The following is a 21,131-nucleotide window of genomic DNA, read 5'->3' on the forward strand; positions in this document are numbered from 1 at the left end:
CTTATGCCAGCATTTATCACCGGCACGGTGTTCCATGATATGGATCATGACGGCCGTTTTACTCCGGGTGAGCCGGGAATTCCAGGAGTGAACGTCGTTTTATATTCAGCAGACAGTACACAGCCCGGCAGCCCGGCCTGCACTTTTGTCCAGACCGGAACAGACGGTGTTTACAGCTTTACAGTTACAGAGCCGGGCACGTACACTGTGTATGAAACCGTAATATTTCCAGGCAGCTGTCCGCCTTCACTGGTGAGCCAGCCCCCGGGGTACTATCACTCAAACACTCCCAGAAAAGGGACGGTCATACTCACACAGGAAGAGATATCAGGTGATAATACAGTAAATGGGCCTGATTTTGGCCATGATATGTGGGGGATACCATATAACTGCGGGCCGGAAATGATATTATTTGAAGGGGAGCAGCCTACAGGGAGGTTTGCAGTCAATCTTGTGACAGGCGATGCAGCCGACATGGGACCTGTACAGAGCCCGGCAGCTGTGAATGCTGTTGGGTTTAATACAGAGGATAATTTTATCTATGGCTATGACCAGGTGCAGAATACAATAGTCAGAGTAGATCAGAATGGTGATGTCATGTATCTTGAACCCAGGCCTGAGGGGATGCCTGCAGCGGCTTACTCGGCCGGAGCCATTGATATGTCGGGATTTTACTATGTATATATACCGGGCGGCAGCAGGTTCTATACGGTAGATCTGCGGCCTGATTCAGCCACATTTCTCCGTCTGGTGGATCCTTCAGACGGCTACAGGGAGCAGACAGAGGACTATGGCACAGCTCTGTCCTCACCGCTGGCTATAGGAGACTGGGCGTTTAATCCGGCCGACGGGCGGCTGTACGGAGTGGAGAGGAATGGGGTAGTTTACAGGATCAATGAATTGACGGGAGATGTGGCTCCCCTTGATACAACCGGGCCGAACCCGGGTGCTTTGTTCGGGGCTGTGGCTGTCGATGGCAATGGGAATCTCTATGCAGTCAGCAGCAGCGACGGGACTATTTACAGATACAGGCTCAGCGGGTATTCAGCGGCGGGAATGCGTTTCTCAGCCACACAGCCGGGAAGTTTTATTGATGCGGCAATGTGTCCTTATGCCATTATAGAAACAGATTTCGGAGATGCCCCTGATGCTGGAGGAGGCGGGGGAGCAGGAAATTACAATACTCTTCTTGCCAGCAATGGCCCGCGGCATGGTCTGGGAAGTCCATTGTATCTGGGAACACGGGTAACTTCAGAGGATGACGCACATCAGAGTGCAATGGCAGACGGGGATGACCTGACCCAGGGGATCCAGGATGATGCCCTGACTCTTCCGCTGCCTGTTCTGCCTGTAGATGCCCTGAACTATTCACTGACAGCAGCGGTGACGAATGATACAGGGGATACGGCAAATCTGTATGGGTGGATCGATTTTAATAAGAACGGGCTGTTTGAGGCTTCGGAGGCAGCGGCAGTCATTCAGATACCTCCATATTCAGGTACCGGCCAGTATACCCTGGATTTTGGCCGCCCTCCCGGCAGTGCGCTGACGCCGGACCATACATTCCTGCGCCTGCGCCTCACCACGGATGATCTGCAGGATACAGGGACAGAGATCCAGGATACCAGGAGTGTGGGGCCGGCATCAGACGGGGAAGTGGAGGATTATATTCTGAAGATCGGGACTACCACGGACCTGTCGGTGACTAAAACAGCAGATCTGCAGGTACTGTCCACAGGGGATACCATAACCTATACGATAACAGTAAGTAATTATGGTCCGGAGGATGCATATGATGTGCTCCTGACAGATATAGTCCCGCCTGAGATCACAGGTGCGAGATACAGTCTGGACGGAGGGCCGTCTGACTACTGGCCCGGAACTCTTGTACTGGGAACTATGGCGCCGGGACAGGTGAACACTGTTGTTATCCAGGGGGTGTTTGATGGTTCTGTACTTGGCCCTGTGATAAATACGGCGACAGTGACTTCTTACTCAGAGGACCCTGATCCGGGCAACAATTCAGCTACCACCGTCACGCCGGTGGACCGGGCAGCTGATCTTGAGATCACTAAAACAGCAGATGAAAGCTTTGCTGTAATAGGAGAGGCGTTCACATTTAATATTACAGTGACAAATCATGGGCCGGATCCGGCCGAAAATACCATAATAAATGATATAGCAGCGGCAGATTTCAGCACGCCGGAATATTCTGCTGACGGAGGAACCAGCTGGATGCCGTGGCATGGGCAGCTGGATGCAGGGATAATTGAGGCGGGCACTGCTTTTACATTCCTGCTGAGGGGGACAGTGGAAGCGGGCACTCAGGATGAGCTGCAGAACACAGCGTCTGTTACAAGCGACACATCAGATCCTGACCCCTCTGATAATACGGTAACCATTACTGTACCAAAGTCTGCGCTGGCTGATCTGGGGGTCATTAAGACAGGAGAGCCTGATCCTGTCAGTGTGGGCCAACAGCTTATCTATACTATAACAGTGACAAACAGCGGACCGTCCCAGGCGGAAGAGGTCATTATTTCCGATGCGCTTCCGGCAGAGCTGTTAAACCAGGAATATTCTTTTGATTCAGTTATCTGGTATCCATGGACAGGAGAGTATGCGGCGGGGAGCCTGGCAGCGGGGGATATATATACACTCTATTTAAGAGGTGATGTGGATCCTGATGCGCAGACAGGTGAAATGATGAATACAGTTACGATAAGTTCTGCCACAGATGACCCTGATCCAAATAATAATACGTACACAGAGATCATAACTGTGGAAGCGGCGGCAGACCTGTCAGTAACTAAGACTGCATCTCCTTCTGCTGTCCTTTCGGGAGAGATTTTGACTTATACAGTAGTGGTAAGCAATGACGGGCCTTCAGATGCAGCAAATGTGGTCCTGTCCGATACTCTGCCGGCAGAAATTGAAAATCCTGTGTTTTCTGTGGACGGAAGTGCAGAAGAACCCTGGACGGGGAGCTACTCACTTTCGATATTACCCGCAGGGAGTTCTTTTACGCTGACTATACGCGGGACAGTAAATGTCACACAGACGGAAAGCCTGGTGAATACGTCATTTGTTGCGAGTGATACGCCTGATCCCATACCAGATAATAATGCAGATACAGTCATTACGCAGGCCGAAGCTTTAGCAGATCTTACACTGGTTAAGGAAGGACCGGCATCAGTGGAAGCAGGCGGAATGATTTCTTATACGGTTACAGTTTCGAATGCAGGACCGGGGGCTGCCGCTGATGTGGAGGTGACAGATGCGGTGCCTTCTGAGATAAATGACCCGGAGTATTCTGTAAATGGAGGCGTATATATACCATGGAGCGGCAGCTTCCGGGCAGGTACGCTGGAAGCATCTGAATCTGTAACTATTATGATCCGCGGAAATGTCAGTTCTTTGGCGGCAGGGACCGTGGTAAACAGTGCTTCAGTCACATCTTCCACACCTGATCCGGATCCATCGGACAACAGCGGTACAGTGACGACGTCTGTTGAAGCAAGTGCAGATATTTCTGTCGTAAAGACAGCCTCCCTCAGTCCTGCTGTTCCCGGGCAGTATCTGACCTATACCTTAGTTGTGAGCAATGCAGGCCCGTCAGCGGCAGCAGGTGTTATCCTTGAGGATGAGCTGCCTCCGGTCCTTACAGGAGCAGAGGTGTCTGCTGATGAGCAGAACTGGGCGCCCTGGAGCAGCCCGTATTCTGTAGGAACTCTGGATGCGGGTGAGGCAGCCGTTGTATATGTGCGCGGGACTGTGGCAGCATCAGCTGTAAATACAATTGCAAATACGGCGTCAGTTTCATCAGATACACCTGATCCGGACATGGGCAATAATACTTCATCCACAGCTACGCCTGTGGATCCGTCGGCCGATATCTCAGTCACAAAAACAGCCAGCCCCAGTCCTGTATTACCAGGAGGAGAACTGACATATACTGTCACTATTTCAAATGCTGGTCCGGCAGATGCCCAGAATATAGAACTGGCAGATACTCTGCCCTCACTTTTGGCAAATCCGCAGTTTTCAACAGATAACGGCATTAGCTGGAATGACTGGCCTGGATTTTTAAATGTTGGGACAATAGCGGCGGATGCTTCAGCAGAGGTTCTGATCAGGGGAACAGTAAACAGTGCGGCAGCAGGGATACTGAGCAATACAGCAGCAGTCAGTTCTGCGACGCCTGATCCGGATCCTGTCAATAATACGGATATAGTTCTGACGCCCATCGAAACTTCCGCAGATGTATCAGTGAAAAAGACTGCAGCACCTGTACCGGCAGAACCGGGGCAGCAGCTGACTTATACAATAGTGGTGAACAACGCCGGGCCTGATACGGCACAGGCAGTGTCAGTCACAGACAGTACAGCGCCGGAATTATCAGGGCCGGAATTTTCAGCAGACGGAGGAAATACCTGGAATCCATGGGTAAATCCCTATGCGGCCGGAGATATAGCCAGCGGGGACAGCATACAGATATTGCTGAGGGGGACTTTAAGCAGTGCGGCCTCCGGGATTGTGAACAATTCTGTCTCGGCTGCGGCCCAGACGCCTGATCCTGATCCTGACAACAATATATTTACGCTTAATACGCCGGTAAGTACGTCAGCAGATTTATCCGTGACGAAGACTGCGGAAGAGGGAACAGCAGTACCGGGAAGTCTATATAATTATCTGGTAAATATTATAAATGGCGGGCCTGATACGGCAGCAGATGTTACAATGACAGATTCAGACATGATGGGGCTTCAGAATCCTGAGTACTCACTTGATGGAATCACATACTCCCCGTGGACGGGCAGCATATATCTGGGGAGTATGGCAGATGGACAGAGCATCACGGTACATCTCAGGGGGACCATAGACCCGGAGGCGGAAGGGGATCTGATGAACAGAGTATTTGTGGCTTCATCAACACCAGATCCAGATATGACTAATAATAACGACGCTGCGGAAACAGCCCTTGTTCCGTTGGCAGATCTGTCAATTACAAAGAGCGGGATACCTGATCCGGCCGTACCGGGAAAAGTACTGACATATACTCTGACAGTCAAAAATGCAGGTCCGTCTGCTGCAAGAGATATAACAGTGATAGATGCCGTGCCGGGAATCCTGGAAAATGCAGAATATTCCACAGACGGCATCCCGGGATGGCAGCCGTGGACAGGAACGTACCAGAGTGATGTGATGGCGCCGGGATCGGAACTGAGCCTGACCATAAGAGGAGTCCTGGCCTCCCTGGCATCCGGTACAGTAATTAATACGGCTGTTGTGACATCGGCAACGCCTGATCCTGATCCATCCGACAATAAAGCTGTCGATGAGCGTCAGATACAGCCGGAAGCGGATCTTTCACTGGTCAAATCAGTCAGCCCCAGTCCGGCGGTGCCGGGGCAGCGGGTCACTTATACTCTGGCTGCCTCCAATGCAGGACCGTCAGATGCAGTAAATGTTCAGTTTACTGATATGCTGCCGCAGGTGCTCCAGAATCAGGAATATTCCATCGATGGGGGCGTCAGCTGGTATCCATGGAGCGGAACGTATGAGATGACCAGTCTGGCAGGAGGAATGGCGGCTGAAATCCTTGTCAGAGGACTGCTGCCTTTAAATGAGGCAGGTGCAGGAATTCTCAGGAATACAGCTTCTGTAGAAAGTGAAACAGACGATCCTGATCCCGGTAATAATACGGCTGTGATAGAGACTCCTGTCAGCGGCCTGGCAGATATGAAGATCACCAAGTCAGCAGTACCTGAAACGGCTGCTCCGGGAGGGCTTCTCACTTACTATGTGGATGTCAGGAATCTGGGGCCGGAGGAAGCAGAGCAGGTGACAATAGAAGATAAGGCAGTATTGAGTGAACTCACAGATACAGAGTATTCGACTGATGGAGGAAGTACCTGGAGCAGATGGAGCGGCAGCTATGTGATTGGCAGTATGGCTGCCGGAGAATCCTATTCAGACCTGGCTATAAGAGGAAGAGTAAGCCAGAATGCAGCGGAGACGGCGAATGCAGCTGTAGTAAAGAGTAGTACTCCTGACCCTGATCCGGACAATAACACGTCTACGGTTGTGGTGAAGGTATACGATACGGCGGACCTTGCTGTTACAAAGACAGCCTCACCTGTTCCGGCTGTTCCGGGGCAAAGGGTAGTCTATACAGTGACTGTTACAAATAATGGACCGGGAACCGCCAGGGGAATAGCCGTGATCGATGCTGTGCCCAGCCAGCTCACAGATGCAGAGTATTCGGCAGATAATGGGCTGACGTGGGAAAAATGGGATTCCGTTTACAGGATTAGTGAGCTTTCAGCAGGCAGCAGTACGGCAATAAAGATCAGAGGGGACCTGAAACTGTCCTCGTCAGGTACAATAACAAATACTGCGGCTGTGACATCATCCACCCCTGACCCGCATCCGGAAAATAATACGGCCACGGATATCACAAAAATACAGGAATCTGCAGATATATCTGTCTCTAAGCTGGCCCATCCTGTGCCGGCAAGACCAGGCCAGTATCTGACGTATATAGTCCTGGTATCAAATGCGGGGCCATCTGATGCCCGGGATGTAAATCTGTCAGATATAGTCCCGGATGCTGAATATTCACTGGATGAAGGAATAACCTGGCAGGCATGGACAGGAACTCACCAGATTGGCACAGTGGCTGCCGGAGAAGTCAGGAGGATATTGATTCGTACACGTGTACAGTCCGGCGCTTCAGGATATATCATAAATACAGTGAGTGTATCTTCGGCGACGCCTGACCCTGATCCGGATAATAATACGGCAACTGTCGGGACGCCTGTGGCCCAGACGGCGGACCTGAGCCTGCAGAAGACGGCGGATAAGTCCAGCGCCAGGCCTGGGGACGTGGTGACGTATCAGATAGTCATACGGCATCTGGGGAGTGTAAGGGCCCGGAATGTCAGACTGAGGGACGACGGTCCTGACGGACTGAGCGGCGTGGAATTTTCAACGGACGGAGGTGACAGCTGGTCACCCTGGATCAGCCCGTATCCTCTGGGAGATATGGAGGATCAGGAGACCAGAGTCATCCTCATCAGGGGAACAGTAACATTAGCGTCTGGTGTTATTACAAATACTGCCTATGTGACAAGTGACACCCCCGATCCTGACTATACAAATAATATTGACCACAGCAGCGTTGACGTAGGTACCGGGCCAAGCGCCGATCTGGCTGTCTCTAAAACAGTCAGTTCAGGAACTGTCTGTCCATGCCGTCCTGTAGTATTCAGGATCATAGTATCTAACAGAGGACCGGATACGGCCCAGGACGTGAAGATGACAGATTTTCTGCCGTCTGTCATACAAAATGCCCACTACTCACTGAATGAAGGCAGCAGCTGGTTCCCGTGGCATGGCCAGATCAGTCTGGGAAGTCTGGCAAATGGAGCATCAGCCGTCATACTGATCAGCGGATATGTAGACCGCTGTGCTTCAGGTACCATACTGAACCAGGCCTCAGCCGCAAGCTCCACTTATGACCCTGATCCCCTGAATAATCAGGCGGTGGCTGAATTTTGTGTCTGCAGAAAATAAATGCCTGGAGAATATATACCATGAAGATATAATTGCGGGGGCGCTGTATTTTGCAGCGTCCCATTTTATAAATATGCCCAGTATAATAAGCCTCAAAAAAATACTTGTAATTTGTACACTCCTGTGATATTAATGAGATAATACCGATACTGAAAGAGTGGTACGCTTTATGGATAAAAATGCAGGGCACAGGATACACAGGCAATGGCCAGAGAAGATGGAGACAGGGTACAGGACTGCTGTGGCGGAACGTATTCTAAAGTACTTCTGGATTATCTTACTGATAGTAATAGGAATACAAATCTACAATCTGCTGTTTACACTTGCCTACACAGGATGGAAGATACATACCCAGTCAAGCAGAGTGTATATATTTTTCTACGCTATTCTTTTAGCAGTGTCTGCAGCAGGGCTGGCAGGCTGGCCATATTTCAAAAAGATAATGCCGCAGAAGGCCGGGCTTATCATCAGGCTCCAGGTTTGGTATTGCGTGATCATGCTGGCCTGGGCTCTTGGAATCACTTTATACGATCAGAGAGTTTCTGAGAATATAAGCACATACCTGATCTCGGCTCTGAGTATTTCTATGCTCTCCTATCTGACTCCGCGTCAGGCATGCATGATGTATGGCAGCGCCCAGCTGATCATGTATATCTGCCTTCCGTTTTACCAGCCTGAAGGGACCAGCAATTATGGGAGTTATGTCAATGCCTCTATTATGATCATTATGGTAGTATTCATATGTTTCTACAGATACTACAATGAACGGCGCTTCTACGAGGACAGGCAGAAGATCATGGAGCAGAACAGGCTGTTAAATGAGAAGGCGAATACAGATCCCCTTACTGGACTGCAGAACAGGGGATTCCTGGACGGGAAAATGGAAGAACTGTACAGAGAGTGCATGGCAAAAGGTGAAGTCCTGGCAGTGATGATGATAGATGTGGATGATTTTAAGAGATATAATGACACCTTTGGACATCAGGCAGGTGATAAGTGTCTGCAGATGACGGCACAGGAGCTTAAAAGATTTATTATAAATGAAGAAGAACATCTGATACGCTACGGCGGGGAGGAATTCATGTATGTCGGTGCGGTAAGAGATGAGGGGAAAGCGTTTGCCATGGCCCAGGAAATGAGGGCAGCTATAGAGGCAATGGATATCCCTTTTAAATCAGACGAAATCTCAGCTGTAACCGTCAGTATCGGTATTTACGCAGCTATCCCGGGAAGCTGTGAGAAGGAAGAAGAGTGGTTCAGCTATATTACAAAAGCAGACGATTCATTGTATCAGGCAAAGAGAACTGGGAAGAATAAAGTTGTAATGAGCAGGAGGTGAAAAGAAAAAAATTAAAAAAATCGAAAAAAAGTATTGCATTTAGCAAAGACTTATGATAATATAATTTTCGGTCACTGCTGAAGGTGATGACAACAAAATAAGGCTCCTTGGTCAAGCGGTTAAGACATCGCCCTTTCACGGCGGTAACACGGGTTCGATTCCCGTAGGAGTCATTTAAGTTTAGCAACGGCACAAAAATGCCGATGTGGCTCAATTGGCAGAGCAGCTGATTTGTAATCAGCAGGTTATCGGTTCGAGTCCGATCATCGGCTCTTTTGGACCTTTAGCTCAGTTGGTTAGAGCAACCGGCTCATAACCGGTCGGTCCTGGGTTCGAGTCCCCGAAGGTCCATTTGTTGTTAAACTTAAGATAAGGCCCAGTGGCTCAGTTGGTTAGAGCGTCGCCCTGTCACGGCGAAGGTCGTCGGTTCGAGTCCGATCTGGGTCGTTCACATGAAACATTCATGTGGCGGCAATTTCATATCCCATGGGATCTTAGCTCAGCTGGGAGAGCATCTGCCTTACAAGCAGAGGGTCATAGGTTCGAGCCCTATAGGTCCCACTTGCCACATTGCGTGGCAGAATGCCGGCGTGGCGGAACTGGCAGACGCACAGGACTTAAAATCCTGCGGGACTAATCTCCCGTACCGGTTCGATTCCGGTCGCCGGCACTTGACCATGAACAGCCGAACCATTGAGGTTCGAAAGTTCATGGTCAATTTTTATTTCTTCCAGGGCAGCATTGACCTCTTCAGGTGATCCTTCGCGGTCACAAAAATTATATACAATCACGATATAGTCATCGTATAGATATAATGAGTTGACGAAGGTGTTTATGAGCTTTGTACAAAACTCAACATCATCTATATCCCCGTTTTTAAAATTGTATAGCCAGTAGCGTGCCTGATCAGCTGTAATGTCAGGCTTTTTTATTTCTGCCTTTGCGATCTCAGCATCAAGGTCAGAGCGCTGGCTCTCTAATTCTACCAGCCTGTCTTTGGTGGTATCCGTGATGATCCCCATCTCAATGGCTTTCATAATATTGTCAAGTCCCTTCTGGATCTCCTTCCTCCTTTTATTCAGGTTGCGCAGCAGGATAGTTTCGTCATCAGCATTCTGCAGCTCAACAATTTTGCGCGCGAGAAATTCAATAAGGTCAGGCTTAAGCACGTTATTTATGGTATACCGTGCCACATACTTCTCCAAAAACTCTTTCCGGTAAGTTTTCAGCTGGCAGCAGGCGTTTTTGTTCTTACGGCCAGAGCATTTATAGTAATAATATGTTTCGCTCCTTCCGGTGCCGGAATCTCCGATGACCGTATTTTTGCAGTAGCCGCAGAATACCTTCCCGGTCAAAAGGAATTCAACCGGGGCCGTGCACCTGGTACGCGACTTATTCCGGCTGTTAAGGCCGAGTATATCCTGCACGCGCTCAAACAGGTCGCTGCTTACAATTTGAGGTACGTTAGGGTACACTTTGCCTTTATACAGGTATTCACCTATATACTTCCTATTGCGGAGCATATAGTAAACAGCGTTCTCATTAAAATTATTACCTTTCATGGTACGGTAACCCCTGCGGTTTAAATCATCCATTATAACTTTAGCAGTATCACCGGATGCATAACGTTCAAATACTTCAACAACAATGGGCATTGTTGTTGGATTAATGAAATACCGTTTATCATGTAAGTCATATCCAAATAAGGGATTTGCGCCTAACACATGTCCTTTTTCTACAGACTCAAGCAACCCGCGGCTGACCTTCTGTGCAAGCTCGGCGGAGTAGTACTCTGCCATCCCCTCCAGGAGGGACTCCAGAATGATACCTTCTGGTCCATCAGGTATATGTTCCTTCGCGTAGAGGAGTTTAACGCCCTGTTTTTTGAGTTTTACCTTGTTCATGGCTAATTCTTCACGGTTGCGTCCAAAACGGTCTATTTTCCACACTATAACGGCGCTGAACTGGTGCTTCTTGCAGTCGTTCATGAGTCGATTGAATTCCGTCCTATTTTTGAAGTCAGTACCGGATATATGCCGGTCAATATAGGTATCAATAATTGTAATATCGTTTTTGGCAGCATATTCACGGCAGTCACGCAGCTGGCCGTCAATAGACTGGTCTGTCTGCCCGGGGCCGGCACTGTACCTTGCATAGATTACTCCATTCATATCCATCCTCCTTAAAATTGGGTATAAAAAATACACCTATACAGGTGCCGGGAAATTTGATATAATCAATTTGCGAGGTTGTTATATCGGTTCTCAACACCGGTAGAGCGATTACATGGCCGTCCTCATTAGCATGGGGACGGCTTTTGCGTTATAAAAATTATTCTTGAATCAAATTGTTGTTTTCATCTACCCAAACATGTCCACCAATCTGAGCAGCCCCACTTTTTATATCATCGGATTTTAGAACCATTGTATGAGATAAAACACCTTCTGAACATGAGTTATACATAACATAGGAATAATTAAACCAATCTTCTGTTGCAAGTTTAGTAACAGATACAGTAAGGTCTTCTGATTTAACATTCTCCCCAAGTGTGACATACAAGATGTTGCAATCTTTTACAATTCCTTCAGACACAGAAACATTTTCATAACTGGATATAGCGTCTTGCACTTTAGATAGGTTACTGCTACTAGCAGTAGATGAATTGCAACCACATATTGTGACCGCACATAATAAAATACCAGAAATTATGAGATTCTTTTTCATTTTAATTGCCTCCATTGTAATTTGGTAAATAAGATATGTAACGTATCTTATCATTTCTCTATTTAGTAGATACATTTTCCTCTCATGTTTCTTCCCTTCTAAAATTAATATGTATTATTTTATTAGAATCCATTTGGGAATTTATGCCATTTTTTCGGATTCCCCTTTTACATACCCAAGTTCTAAAAGCTCAGATGCGCGCTCAAGAAGTTTGTTACGCCCATCATTATTCAAAGAGCGGAATGTATCAACAAGGTGTTTTTCGTCTACAGAAAGTAGAGGGGCTTCCTCACCATATAGATCGGCTACACTATGGATATGATACAAGCGACATAAGACAATGAGCATATCAGCATCAGGCTGCCCACGTCCAGTTTCCCATGCACTAATTGTCTTTCCACTTTTTCCGACCGCATTGCCAACCTCATAAACGGTCATATTATTCAATTCTCTATAATATTTTAAACGCTTAGCTAGCTCTTCTCGTACCATAAGAACCCCTTTCATTCGTGCTATTTAATCCAATGATAAAGCATAAAGCAGACATTGTCAATAAAAATCTATAAAACATAGACAAAAAACAATGAAACATATTGACAATCTAAAAAAGATAGACTATACTAAGGATGGTCTAAAAAACATAGACTGAAAGGAGGAAACTATGAAAGCACATGAAGTAATTAAAAATCACATTGAAAAAAAAGGAATTAAACCGAGCTTTATTGCAGATGAGACAGGAATGAGCAGAGAGCTGTTGCGGAGGTCATTGGACGGAAAAAGAACACTGAAAGCGGATGAATTTGTAAAAATATGCACATTGCTGTCGTTGGATTTAACAGACTTCGAAAAAATGGAAGATGGAAAGGCAAGTGCCTGAAAAGCGGAAAAATTATTTGCTGGGGCTGACAGATGAATCAAGTAGAGAATCAGCATAGAAAGGAGGAAACAATGGAAACAAAAAACAGAGAAAAATTTTACTTTAAAATGACAAAAGAATGTATAGACGAAAAGACAGGAACGATTATGTCTCATAACTTAAAAATAGCAAGAAAAACTAATAGATTAATTCTTCTTGCCATTGCGGTACTTGGTTTACTTGAAATAATCAATAGCTTTTTTGTTAACGCCAATATCGTCAATACCATTATCGCCATAAAGGATAGTGATATAACCTAGCCTACTTAGTAAGTCAAGTTCTTCTCTGGTCTTTGGAGAATTCGGGAATTTCTCATATAAGTCTTTGGGAATTACAGTATCAACTTGATAGTTAGTCAATTGTACTAAACATTTTAAAATTTGAGTATTCATGGCAAGCTCCTTTCGTATTTACTTGGCGTTGCAGCACCTGTAAATACAGTATAAGGGGAAAAATGGAAAAAATCAACCGAGGGAACTGCAGATAAAAGGAATCCTCATAGGAGCGCAGATAATGAAGGATCCAGACCATAGTGAGAAGAAAGCAAGATAAGGAGATGAAATAGAAATGCTGAAAAAGATATACCAGGAACTGGTTCTGATCAGAAAAGAACTTCAGGCCATTAGGAAAGTCACGGAGCCAAAGGGGGCCAAAAGAAATCGAAGCCTTTTTTGGGGGTGGGGAAGATAAAAAGCTTTACAGGACATCAGATTTTGCATCGTGGGATGAAGATATTCGAAGAGGAAAATCTACAATTAATGAAATAAGAAGGAAGTGTGGACTTACAGATATACCAGAAGGTAATGAGGACCTATACGCAAATGGGAAGAAGGTTATTAAAAAAGAGAGGTTACATGAAAATGATACTATGCAGACGCTTGATAAGACCGATAAATGTCTTTTTGTTAACTCCATTATTGCAGACACTATTATTGCGATAACCGGAAAAGAAAGGAGCATATAAGTAAGTGAAGAAAAGAGAGGAAAAAATACTCCTTGCTAAAAAGATAGCAGTAATCCTATCAGAGCAAGGAGTAAATGTAAAAGAAGCTAAAGAAATAATTGAATTTGCAAAAGGAATAATTGAATATACATCAATCAATCCCAGCGGATTCAACGAATTCAAGGACTGGACTGCCTGAACTTAGTATTTTATTGTAGCAGTTTTCAAACACTTTTAATGCAAGGTCAACAGCATCATCAGCAGAACTTGGTTCAACAAAATTTAGACACTGTTTTGTACAAATTAATGCTAAATCATAAGAAAATTTATAACGATTCATAACTAAATCCTCCTTTATTATTTTACTAGGTGTTGTAGCACCTGTAAGAATAGTATAAAGGAGAAAATAGAAAAAATCAATTAAGGAACCAGAATAGAAAGGGGTTTAAAAATACATGAGTGAGATAAAAAAGAAAATAGAAGAAATCAAACGAAACAACCCCAAATTATTCAGTTGGATTTTGGGAGGGGTAATGGGGTGGGGAATCACCATTGTATCAATAATAATTTACATTATCAAATACACATTAATGACGTGAACTGTTAAAGGGGGTGCTGGACATAAATGACATAAAGATAGACATCAACAAGGTACCGGAAGAGCATATAAACTCCATGGTACGTGGCCTACTTGCAAGCATGAAGGATTTTTTTTCAAAGCCGGAAAACATGGAAAGCTTTGAAAAGTGGGAAGCAGGACGGAAAATGGAACCAGTAAATAACCGTAAATGTGCAGGGGCAGCAAAATAGCCCGGAAAAAGGAAAAAATGAAGCTGTGGAAGAAATTTTTATGCAGTACAGCCGCCATGGCCATATCGCTGGCCATCGTCTACAACAGCGGAGAGTCGCTTGTTACGTGCCTGATCGGGGCGGAGGTGATGTATCTGAGCGGCTATGTGCTGCTGATCGAAATCATGGATTTGATAAGAGAGAGGAGGAAGCGGAGATGACAAGGGAGCAGATACACAGCCTGGTTGATATGGTGCTGGATGTACAGGAGCAGACAAGCGCCTACGCAGACATAGACATAAGCAACCATGGCGGTCTGGTTAATGTATATGTTATGGATCAGGGTTTTGATGCTGCGCGCAGGTATGATGGACACTATAATTTTGTAGGTGACATGGATGTATGGGCAGAGAATGAAAACAAAAAGGCCTACAAAAAATGCACAGCGCATTTGGACAGGCTGATGCAGGGAAAGAGGAAGGATGGAAAGACATATGCAGGGGTACACCGGCAGCAGGGAAATGAAGCAGACATGCTGCTGGTCAGTCAGAAGCGGGTCCAGGATCTGAAGAGAGAAATTGCAGAGATGGAGGCACAGGATTACATGGAGGCAGTGATGTGGTGTACATACTGCTTGAAAAAACTGGAGCTTTGGACGGAATGAATAAACATGGGAAAATAAAAGCCTGCATACCGGGAAGTATGCAGGCAAGGCTTAAAGCCCTCGGAATTAACACCATAATCAGTATACCATCCTGAGGGCTGAAAGTCAATAAAAACAAGGGCTTTCGGCCCTTTTAAGACTTGATAAGGATATTAAACATAGGCAGGTATAGAGGATGGCAAATTATAAATACAGGAGAAAATACTTTCCTCTCAGAAACAGTATAGAGGTAGAGGAGAACCATAAAGGCAACTATGGTGCAAAGGGCCAGAAAAGGAAAGACAAGAAAAAGGCTACCCAGGAAGACATAGAACGACAAAACCAGTGGAATGCTGAGAAGAACTTGAGGAGGCTGATAAATAATAACTTCGGCCCTGATGACTGGCACATGGTCCTGACATATGAAAAGGACAAGCGCCTGGTAGTAGAGGCGGCGAGGAAGGCAGTAAAAAGATTCCTGGCAGCCATGCGCCGGGACTTCAAGAAACTGGGATACGAATTAAAATACATAATGGTGACGGAGTATGAAAATAAAGCGATCCACCACCATATAGTGATCCAGAATATCATAGTAGGCCAGACAACAACGGCCAAACTGGTAAAAAAGAACTGGGAATATGGGAGACCAAAGTTTGTTCCGATGGATGACACCGGGGAATACAAAGACTTGGCAGAGTACTTGATAAAGGAGACAAGCAAGACCTTTAAAAAAGAGGGTAACCCCAATAAGCTGCGCTATACCAGGAGCAGAAATCTGGAAGTACCGGAGCCGATAGAAGAAGACATGTATAAACATGAGTTTAAAAATGAACCGGAAGCATTACCGGGATATTACATAGACAAGGACAGCGTTGTGGAAGGGGAGAATAAAGTCAGCGGTAAACCATACCGGTATTACACAATGATAAGGCTGCGGACAGCGTCAGACCATGAAGGTATTGAGATAGAGGATGATTTATACCAGCAAACGGCGGACAAACTTGCACTATTGTCCGCGAAAAAGAAGAGAAAACGCAAGAAACGATGATAACAAATGGGACAGGAGGTGTCTTTGTGAAGAAAGTAAAAATATATCTTGAGTCAAATGTGAAAAGTACACGGCCAATAGACGGTTGGTGTGGATATGTCATTGAAGCCCAGGTGGTAAGGGGTGGAGAAGTAATTGATAAAACAAAAGAGGGATTCTGTTTTTTGAAAGGCAGGACGGCTAATCAAATGATTCTGGAAGCCCTATGGATGGCCTTGGAGCGTTTTCAGAAACCGAGTGATATAACAGTCTTTACGGACAATATACATATTTCGAACAGTCTTCATGAGGGATGGCCGCAAAGATGGCAGGCAAATGGATGGAGGAATACAGCAGGGAAACAGGTAAAGAACAGTTATTTGTGGCAGAAGGTTAATGAGAAGATGCAACCGCACTTGGTACACGTTGAGTATACAAAATGTCATCCATATAAGCTATGGATGCAGAAGGAAATACAGGATAGGAAGAAGGCGCTATCTAATGAAAACGGATGTGCTTAAGGAGGCATGGAACTCTGCCAGATCAGTAAGGCCGGGGGAGCCTCCACTCGGGATATACGTAGGGAGCATGGAAAAGGACGGAAATACATACCACTTTTATTATGACACAAACAGCGAGGAGTACTATTACGAGACAGATTATGACCGGCAGCAGGAGAAGGCTGCCAAAGAGAGGAAGAAAAAAAGATGGAAACGAGCGGGTTGATGTTCCCAAAGCCAGAACGAAAAAAGAAGATAAAAAAGCATGGAAAAAGTATTATTCAGGATCAAACTGAAAAACAATGTTTTTTATGCATGCTGGAGGGGGATTACAGCTATAAACGAGTACATAACCATCACATCTTCTTCGGGCCGGGAGAGCGCCAAATCAGTGAAGCATATGGATTTAAAGCCAATTTATGCATTGATAGACATCATCAATACGGCCAGGAGGCCGTGCATGTTAATGCAGAAGTATCTGACAGATTAAAGGCAATCTGCCAGAAAGAATTTGAAAAGACGCATACAAGAGAAGAGTTCATGGAGCTGATCGGACGTAACTATTTGTAACTATTTAAAACACTGTCTTAACGAATTTATTTGACAAATAAGGAGGGACATAAGATGAGGCTGACACTTTTAGACATCCCGCAGGGATGCCGGAACTATGATTATATAATGGGTAACTACCATGTGTCCCATGTGTCAGCGTGGAGGTTACTTTCTGGAAGAGTTGACCATATATGCCCGGGGTATCATGTAAAGGCTATTAACATAGCCTCAGATGCATGGACAGAGCTTACACAGCCGATGATTACACGCCATATACGCAATATGGTCGCATACCAGGTAAAAAAATGGAGAATGCGCCCATCTGATTTTATAGATGATATAGCGCAGGAGTGCTGTATCAATGCGTACTATAAATCAGGCATATGGATGTCCATGCCTTGGAAAAAGAAAAAATCATACATAGCAACATTGTGTATGAGGACAACAAACGATTATTTAAAAAAGCATGTTCATTATACAGACACATGCAAAAATAACAATATCGAAACTGACAAACAATTATACCCTTGCGTCAATGAATGGTAAGGGAAAAAAGAGGAGGAAAGAACTATGTTAACAATTGCCAAAGTCATAAACACCAAAGGCGGGTATGAAGTAAAATGCGGATTCTGCATCGTTAGGGATGCAGAAAAATACGAAAAAGGGGAACTGTATGTCTGCAAGATAGTTAATCGGTTTACGGATAGTAATGGTAACGATCATCTTGTTGTTGTGCCGATGCATAACGAGCCAGTATCAAAGATTAATTATGATCTGGCTGAAAAGATTGAGCATCACACAAGTGATGGAATATCCTACTTGCGTAAAGAGGGATATAGCGAGGATGACGTATCTGATTTTTACGAGGATACGGTACAAAACTTTTGGGATAGCCTGATTTCATAAACAATAGGCACCTACCCACAGGGATGCAAATATATCACGTTGTAACTATTGTAAGCCAGTTATAAGGGCGCACACCCGCACGTGCGCCCGGAAAGGACTTGGAAACGAAATCAGAAGAAGAATGCTAAATGGGGGTGCAATCGATGAAGCTTAAAAAAAGAAACAAAAAAGTTTTTTATGCAGAGTATATGGAAAAAACAAAACCCCGATTACCATACTGCGTATGCAAAAACAGGCTGCATAGATGGATGGGAACCATAAGCCCATCATTATGGGTAGCGGTAACACTTGGGTACAAGGGAGAAAAAGCTGAAAATGATTTGCAAAATTTTAAGAAAAAGTTCTTAAGATATTTATGCTATAAAAGAAAATTAAATAAAGTAGAGTGGAAGGATCTATATAGAGAATGTAGAATCAGGGCAAAGAAAATAAACAAGTAGGGATAAAATGTGGAAAAATTATATGAGGTTGTACAATAAACCGGAATGCGAGATATCTGATACCTTAAATAAAATGATTATGGCAGAATGTCAGGATGAAGGATATCAGCTAGGAGAGAACGAATTAAGGAGGTTATTGGATTTCATTCAGGATCAGGATATTAGATTAGATGAATCCATGACCGGGAGGAATATATGAAATTTGAAATTAAATATGCCCAGTTTACAAAAATTGTGATTTAACGATCAAAGAAAGGAGCCGTTCCCCGGCCGGGAAAGCATATGCGGAACCTTTTGAAAAATATGAAAATAGGATTAATAGACATAGATGGACACCACTTCCCCAACTTGCCGTTGATGAAATTGTCAGCATGGCATAAGCGGCAAGGAGATACAGTTGAGTGGTATCAGCCAATGTTTTCCGGTCACATGGATCGCGTATACATGAGCAAAGTATTTTCTTTTACCACAGATTATACGGATTGTATAAATGCTGATGAAATAATTAAATGTGGTTCTGGATATTGTATAGATCTGGTAGATGGGAAAGAAATCTATTATGCAAAGCGAGACAGCTTATTGCCAGCAGAGATTGAGCATATTTATCCAGACTACAGTCTATACCCAGAGTTGACTATTGATACTGCTTTTGGATTTTTGACAAGAGGTTGTCCGCGTGGATGTGAATTCTGCCATGTAGCGGCGAAAGAGGGGAGATGCAGTAACAAGGTAGCTAATCTCCGTGAGTTTTGGGACGGACAGGGGAAAATAATGCTGTGTGATCCGAATACGTTTGCGTGCCGGGACTGGGAGGATATTCTGGGGCAGCTTATAGAATCCAGGGCAATTATAGACTTTACGCAAGGTATAGATGTCAGGTTGGCGACACCGGAACGGATCGAAATGCTAAACCGGATGCGGATCAGGAGGATGCATCTGGCATGGGATCAGCCTGATCAGGATTTGACAGAGGATTTTAAAAGATTCTCGGAATGTTATAGCAGAAAATCAGAGACAAGAAAGGTAGTATATGTACTGGTTAATTTTAACAGTACAATAGAGCAGGACCTATATAGGATTTACACACTGCGTGATCTACGGTTTGACCCATATGTGATGATATATGACAAAAAGCATGCTGCACAGATTTATCGTGATATGCAACGATGGGTTAATAATCGGATCATATGGAGATCGTGCAAGAGATTTGAGGATTATATAGCATAATAAATTAAGATTTAAGTTTTATTGAAAGAAGGTTGAATATGGCGCATTTAAATGAAATCACTAAAGCAAAAGAAGTACTCAAGAAAGAGATGGCATGTTTCACAGAAGCAAAACCAGAAGTTTATGAAGCCATAGAAACAGCAATAGAAGTAATGGAAGATAAAATCGAAGAGCTGGTAAATTATGGCTGGTAACTTAAGATTTTGAACTATAACGGCATTTAGAGGAGGAAGAAGATGAGAGACGCGGAAATAAGATGTAAAAATTTTAAGTGCAATTATCTTAATGAGAATGGAGATTGCACTGTAGAATGTGCGGAAACACATTGTATTATGGAGTGCTCATACCATTCTGACTGCACAGAATGTGTAGCAGATTGCGCGGAACATATTAGTGAGGATGGATTCATCCTTAAATAATAAAGAGACAGAGAAGGCGTAGAAGATGTAATGAGAGATTATCTCAATTAAAAATTTAACGGGGGATCTGAAAATGAGCAAATTATCAAAAAGAGAAAAATGTGAGAAATATTTTTGGATGAATGGGGCAAGTGTAGTTACAAAATGCCCCGATTGTAATTTTTATTTTACTGTAGGCGTTGGATATCAATTTGAAGGGGGAAAACTTATTCCGGTGGGTTGTCCGAGATGTCATAGAAAAATAGCAATGCCTGTATTAAAAGATAAAAAAACATTGGCTTGCTAAATTAACATTTTCGGAAGGAGAACGGAATGAATCTGAGCAATAAAGCCAATGAGATTGCAGATAGATTGCAGCATGAAGCCACTGTAAAATACAGCAAACAGATTGCGGAGGTAACGGCAGAGCAAAAAGGATATATTCAAGCCTGCGAAGATTTTGCTCGTGAGTTGCGGATGTATGACAGAGAGTTAACAAATTAAGAGGAGGAATAGAAGTGATTGAAAATATAGGGCAAGGATTTGTAAAAATCGGTGTGAAGCAAGAGGAATTAGAAGAAAGCATTACAGGATTGCAGCAATTAAAACCAATTCTTCAAAAACAGGTTTTTGCTGGGAACGGAAGAAACGTGAGGCAGGGCGAAGAGGATGCGAAAGAACTCGGGAAACATTTTGATACAGCCATTGAAGCCATGACAATATTACTTTCTGGATTCCCAGAATACCAGAATTAGAATTCAAATAAAGACCAGAAAGGATATGACCATGAAAATTATTTTTGATAGCGAAGATGAAAAGGAGAAATTTATACAAAGTATGGCAAATGCTGAAACATGCCCATCAGCAATGCTCCTGGAAGAACTTATAGATTGTATGGGATGTGGAACATGTTTAAAATGTTGGAGGTTTGCTACAAATAGGAGCAATATCACTGTCGGTTACAAATAAATTAAGATTTTGAACTATATCGGCATTTAGAGGAGGAAGAAGATGAGAGACGCGGAAATAAGATGTAAAAATTTTAAGTGCAATTATCTTAATGAGAATGGAGATTGCACTGTAGAATGCACGGAAACACATTGTATTATGGAGTGCTCATACCATTCTGACTGCACAGAATGTGTAGCC

General features: G+C 44.4%; 23 protein-coding genes, 6 tRNA genes and 1 pseudogene. 27 read left to right on the plus strand and 3 right to left on the minus strand.

Going from position 1 to position 21,131, the window contains the following annotated elements; translation table 11 throughout:
• The first annotated feature begins 3 nt into the window (after positions 1-3).
• The 8 genes from NSB28_RS18385 to NSB28_RS18420 all read left to right on the plus strand — a co-directional run bounded on the left by NSB28_RS18385 (position 4) and on the right by NSB28_RS18420 (position 9,587).
• Positions 4-7,578 carry a GEVED domain-containing protein gene (locus NSB28_RS18385; RefSeq protein ID WP_109748072.1) on the plus strand — a complete coding sequence of 2,525 codons (7,575 nt, stop codon included), beginning with the start codon at positions 4-6 and terminating at the stop codon, positions 7,576-7,578.
• A 169-nt stretch (positions 7,579-7,747) separates the two neighbouring features.
• On the plus strand, positions 7,748-8,917 hold the full coding sequence (locus NSB28_RS18390) for a GGDEF domain-containing protein (protein WP_109748073.1): 1,170 nt from the start codon (positions 7,748-7,750) through the stop codon (positions 8,915-8,917).
• Between the two features lie 101 nt (positions 8,918-9,018).
• A tRNA-Glu gene (locus tag NSB28_RS18395) sits at positions 9,019-9,090 on the plus strand.
• A 26-nt stretch (positions 9,091-9,116) separates the two neighbouring features.
• Positions 9,117-9,189: transfer RNA gene (locus NSB28_RS18400), tRNA-Thr, on the plus strand.
• A gap of 5 nt (positions 9,190-9,194) precedes the next feature.
• Positions 9,195-9,268, plus strand: a tRNA-Ile gene (locus NSB28_RS18405).
• 22 nt (positions 9,269-9,290) lie between these two features.
• A tRNA-Asp gene (locus tag NSB28_RS18410) sits at positions 9,291-9,364 on the plus strand.
• Positions 9,365-9,405: 41 nt separating this feature from the next.
• Positions 9,406-9,478 (plus strand) — tRNA-Val (locus tag NSB28_RS18415).
• Between the two features lie 23 nt (positions 9,479-9,501).
• Positions 9,502-9,587 (plus strand) — tRNA-Leu (locus NSB28_RS18420).
• 526 nt (positions 9,588-10,113) lie between these two features.
• Here NSB28_RS18420 and NSB28_RS25160 read toward each other — a convergent pair.
• The 3 genes and pseudogenes from NSB28_RS25160 to NSB28_RS18430 all read right to left on the minus strand — a co-directional run.
• Positions 10,114-11,094, minus strand: a pseudogene (locus NSB28_RS25160) (recombinase family protein); the annotation flags it as partial.
• Between the two features lie 154 nt (positions 11,095-11,248).
• Positions 11,249-11,641 (minus strand): hypothetical protein, encoded by a 393-nt coding sequence (locus NSB28_RS18425; RefSeq protein WP_257497883.1) that lies wholly within the window; start codon positions 11,639-11,641, stop codon positions 11,249-11,251.
• Between the two features lie 141 nt (positions 11,642-11,782).
• The gene (locus NSB28_RS18430) at positions 11,783-12,133 is read right to left on the minus strand and encodes a helix-turn-helix transcriptional regulator (RefSeq protein WP_257497882.1); all 351 of its coding nucleotides are present in this window, start codon (positions 12,131-12,133) and stop codon (positions 11,783-11,785) included.
• 169 nt (positions 12,134-12,302) lie between these two features.
• Here NSB28_RS18430 and NSB28_RS18435 point away from each other — a divergent pair, with 169 nt between their 5' ends.
• The 19 genes from NSB28_RS18435 to NSB28_RS18525 all read left to right on the plus strand — a co-directional run bounded on the left by NSB28_RS18435 (position 12,303) and on the right by NSB28_RS18525 (position 20,951).
• Positions 12,303-12,518, plus strand: coding sequence for a helix-turn-helix domain-containing protein (locus NSB28_RS18435; protein ID WP_109748076.1), 216 nt, complete (start codon positions 12,303-12,305; stop codon positions 12,516-12,518).
• A 71-nt stretch (positions 12,519-12,589) separates the two neighbouring features.
• Positions 12,590-12,817, plus strand: coding sequence for a hypothetical protein (locus NSB28_RS18440; RefSeq protein WP_109748077.1), 228 nt, complete (start codon positions 12,590-12,592; stop codon positions 12,815-12,817).
• A gap of 307 nt (positions 12,818-13,124) precedes the next feature.
• Positions 13,125-13,247 carry a hypothetical protein gene (locus NSB28_RS18445; protein ID WP_257497881.1) on the plus strand — a complete coding sequence of 41 codons (123 nt, stop codon included), beginning with the start codon at positions 13,125-13,127 and terminating at the stop codon, positions 13,245-13,247.
• A 278-nt stretch (positions 13,248-13,525) separates the two neighbouring features.
• A complete protein-coding gene (locus NSB28_RS18450; protein ID WP_257497880.1) occupies positions 13,526-13,699 on the plus strand; it encodes a hypothetical protein in 174 nt (57 codons plus the stop codon).
• Positions 13,700-14,327: 628 nt separating this feature from the next.
• A complete protein-coding gene (locus NSB28_RS18455; protein ID WP_257497879.1) occupies positions 14,328-14,510 on the plus strand; it encodes a hypothetical protein in 183 nt (60 codons plus the stop codon).
• Positions 14,507-14,953 (plus strand): hypothetical protein, encoded by a 447-nt coding sequence (locus tag NSB28_RS18460; protein WP_109748080.1) that lies wholly within the window; start codon positions 14,507-14,509, stop codon positions 14,951-14,953. The genes NSB28_RS18455 and NSB28_RS18460 overlap by 4 nt, the downstream gene beginning before the upstream one ends.
• 175 nt (positions 14,954-15,128) lie before the next feature.
• Positions 15,129-15,980: a rolling circle replication-associated protein gene (locus tag NSB28_RS18465; protein ID WP_109748081.1), complete on the plus strand. Its 852-nt coding sequence runs from the start codon at positions 15,129-15,131 to the stop codon at positions 15,978-15,980.
• 26 nt (positions 15,981-16,006) lie between these two features.
• Positions 16,007-16,480 carry an RNase H family protein gene (locus tag NSB28_RS18470; protein WP_257497878.1) on the plus strand — a complete coding sequence of 158 codons (474 nt, stop codon included), beginning with the start codon at positions 16,007-16,009 and terminating at the stop codon, positions 16,478-16,480.
• Positions 16,461-16,685 (plus strand): hypothetical protein, encoded by a 225-nt coding sequence (locus NSB28_RS18475; protein ID WP_109748083.1) that lies wholly within the window; start codon positions 16,461-16,463, stop codon positions 16,683-16,685. Before NSB28_RS18470 ends, NSB28_RS18475 begins: the two co-directional genes overlap by 20 nt.
• Before the next feature lie 39 nt (positions 16,686-16,724).
• On the plus strand, positions 16,725-16,949 hold the full coding sequence (locus NSB28_RS18480) for a hypothetical protein (RefSeq protein ID WP_257497877.1): 225 nt from the start codon (positions 16,725-16,727) through the stop codon (positions 16,947-16,949).
• Between the two features lie 134 nt (positions 16,950-17,083).
• Positions 17,084-17,557 (plus strand): hypothetical protein, encoded by a 474-nt coding sequence (locus NSB28_RS18485; RefSeq protein ID WP_109748085.1) that lies wholly within the window; start codon positions 17,084-17,086, stop codon positions 17,555-17,557.
• 24 nt (positions 17,558-17,581) lie between these two features.
• Positions 17,582-17,917 carry a hypothetical protein gene (locus NSB28_RS18490; RefSeq protein ID WP_109748086.1) on the plus strand — a complete coding sequence of 112 codons (336 nt, stop codon included), beginning with the start codon at positions 17,582-17,584 and terminating at the stop codon, positions 17,915-17,917.
• A 143-nt stretch (positions 17,918-18,060) separates the two neighbouring features.
• The gene (locus NSB28_RS18495) at positions 18,061-18,357 is read left to right on the plus strand and encodes a hypothetical protein (RefSeq protein ID WP_257497876.1); all 297 of its coding nucleotides are present in this window, start codon (positions 18,061-18,063) and stop codon (positions 18,355-18,357) included.
• 303 nt (positions 18,358-18,660) lie between these two features.
• Positions 18,661-19,584 carry a radical SAM protein gene (locus NSB28_RS18500; protein ID WP_109748157.1) on the plus strand — a complete coding sequence of 308 codons (924 nt, stop codon included), beginning with the start codon at positions 18,661-18,663 and terminating at the stop codon, positions 19,582-19,584.
• A gap of 38 nt (positions 19,585-19,622) precedes the next feature.
• Complete coding sequence (locus NSB28_RS18505) at positions 19,623-19,778, plus strand: hypothetical protein (protein WP_257497874.1); 156 nt, start codon at positions 19,623-19,625, stop codon at positions 19,776-19,778.
• A 298-nt stretch (positions 19,779-20,076) separates the two neighbouring features.
• Entirely contained in the window at positions 20,077-20,289 is a 213-nt protein-coding gene (locus NSB28_RS18510; RefSeq protein ID WP_257497873.1) for a hypothetical protein, read from the plus strand.
• 26 nt (positions 20,290-20,315) lie between these two features.
• Entirely contained in the window at positions 20,316-20,486 is a 171-nt protein-coding gene (locus NSB28_RS18515) for a hypothetical protein (protein ID WP_257497872.1), read from the plus strand.
• Between the two features lie 14 nt (positions 20,487-20,500).
• Positions 20,501-20,737, plus strand: a complete 237-nt coding sequence (locus NSB28_RS18520) for a toxin PIN (protein ID WP_109748089.1) — start codon at positions 20,501-20,503, stop codon at positions 20,735-20,737.
• Positions 20,738-20,768: 31 nt separating this feature from the next.
• On the plus strand, positions 20,769-20,951 hold the full coding sequence (locus tag NSB28_RS18525) for a hypothetical protein (RefSeq protein WP_109748090.1): 183 nt from the start codon (positions 20,769-20,771) through the stop codon (positions 20,949-20,951).
• Positions 20,952-21,131: the final 180 nt, after the last annotated feature.

Source organism: Murimonas intestini (assembly GCF_024622195.1).
Lineage (GTDB): Bacteria > Bacillota > Clostridia > Lachnospirales > Lachnospiraceae > Murimonas > Murimonas intestini.

Coding starts and splice junctions, on each gene's coding strand:
- NSB28_RS18385 (WP_109748072.1), top strand. CDS start 4: ATGCCAGCATTTATCACCGGCACGGTGTTCCATGATATGGATCATGAC.
- NSB28_RS18390 (WP_109748073.1), top strand. CDS start 7,748: ATGGATAAAAATGCAGGGCACAGGATACACAGGCAATGGCCAGAGAAG.
- NSB28_RS18425 (WP_257497883.1), bottom strand. CDS start 11,641: ATGAAAAAGAATCTCATAATTTCTGGTATTTTATTATGTGCGGTCACA.
- NSB28_RS18430 (WP_257497882.1), bottom strand. CDS start 12,133: ATGGTACGAGAAGAGCTAGCTAAGCGTTTAAAATATTATAGAGAATTG.
- NSB28_RS18435 (WP_109748076.1), top strand. CDS start 12,303: ATGAAAGCACATGAAGTAATTAAAAATCACATTGAAAAAAAAGGAATT.
- NSB28_RS18440 (WP_109748077.1), top strand. CDS start 12,590: ATGGAAACAAAAAACAGAGAAAAATTTTACTTTAAAATGACAAAAGAA.
- NSB28_RS18445 (WP_257497881.1), top strand. CDS start 13,125: ATGCTGAAAAAGATATACCAGGAACTGGTTCTGATCAGAAAAGAACTT.
- NSB28_RS18455 (WP_257497879.1), top strand. CDS start 14,328: ATGAAGCTGTGGAAGAAATTTTTATGCAGTACAGCCGCCATGGCCATA.
- NSB28_RS18460 (WP_109748080.1), top strand. CDS start 14,507: ATGACAAGGGAGCAGATACACAGCCTGGTTGATATGGTGCTGGATGTA.
- NSB28_RS18465 (WP_109748081.1), top strand. CDS start 15,129: ATGGCAAATTATAAATACAGGAGAAAATACTTTCCTCTCAGAAACAGT.
- NSB28_RS18475 (WP_109748083.1), top strand. CDS start 16,461: ATGAAAACGGATGTGCTTAAGGAGGCATGGAACTCTGCCAGATCAGTA.
- NSB28_RS18480 (WP_257497877.1), top strand. CDS start 16,725: ATGGAAAAAGTATTATTCAGGATCAAACTGAAAAACAATGTTTTTTAT.
- NSB28_RS18485 (WP_109748085.1), top strand. CDS start 17,084: ATGAGGCTGACACTTTTAGACATCCCGCAGGGATGCCGGAACTATGAT.
- NSB28_RS18490 (WP_109748086.1), top strand. CDS start 17,582: ATGTTAACAATTGCCAAAGTCATAAACACCAAAGGCGGGTATGAAGTA.
- NSB28_RS18495 (WP_257497876.1), top strand. CDS start 18,061: ATGAAGCTTAAAAAAAGAAACAAAAAAGTTTTTTATGCAGAGTATATG.
- NSB28_RS18500 (WP_109748157.1), top strand. CDS start 18,661: ATGAAAATAGGATTAATAGACATAGATGGACACCACTTCCCCAACTTG.
- NSB28_RS18505 (WP_257497874.1), top strand. CDS start 19,623: ATGGCGCATTTAAATGAAATCACTAAAGCAAAAGAAGTACTCAAGAAA.
- NSB28_RS18510 (WP_257497873.1), top strand. CDS start 20,077: ATGAGCAAATTATCAAAAAGAGAAAAATGTGAGAAATATTTTTGGATG.
- NSB28_RS18515 (WP_257497872.1), top strand. CDS start 20,316: ATGAATCTGAGCAATAAAGCCAATGAGATTGCAGATAGATTGCAGCAT.
- NSB28_RS18525 (WP_109748090.1), top strand. CDS start 20,769: ATGAAAATTATTTTTGATAGCGAAGATGAAAAGGAGAAATTTATACAA.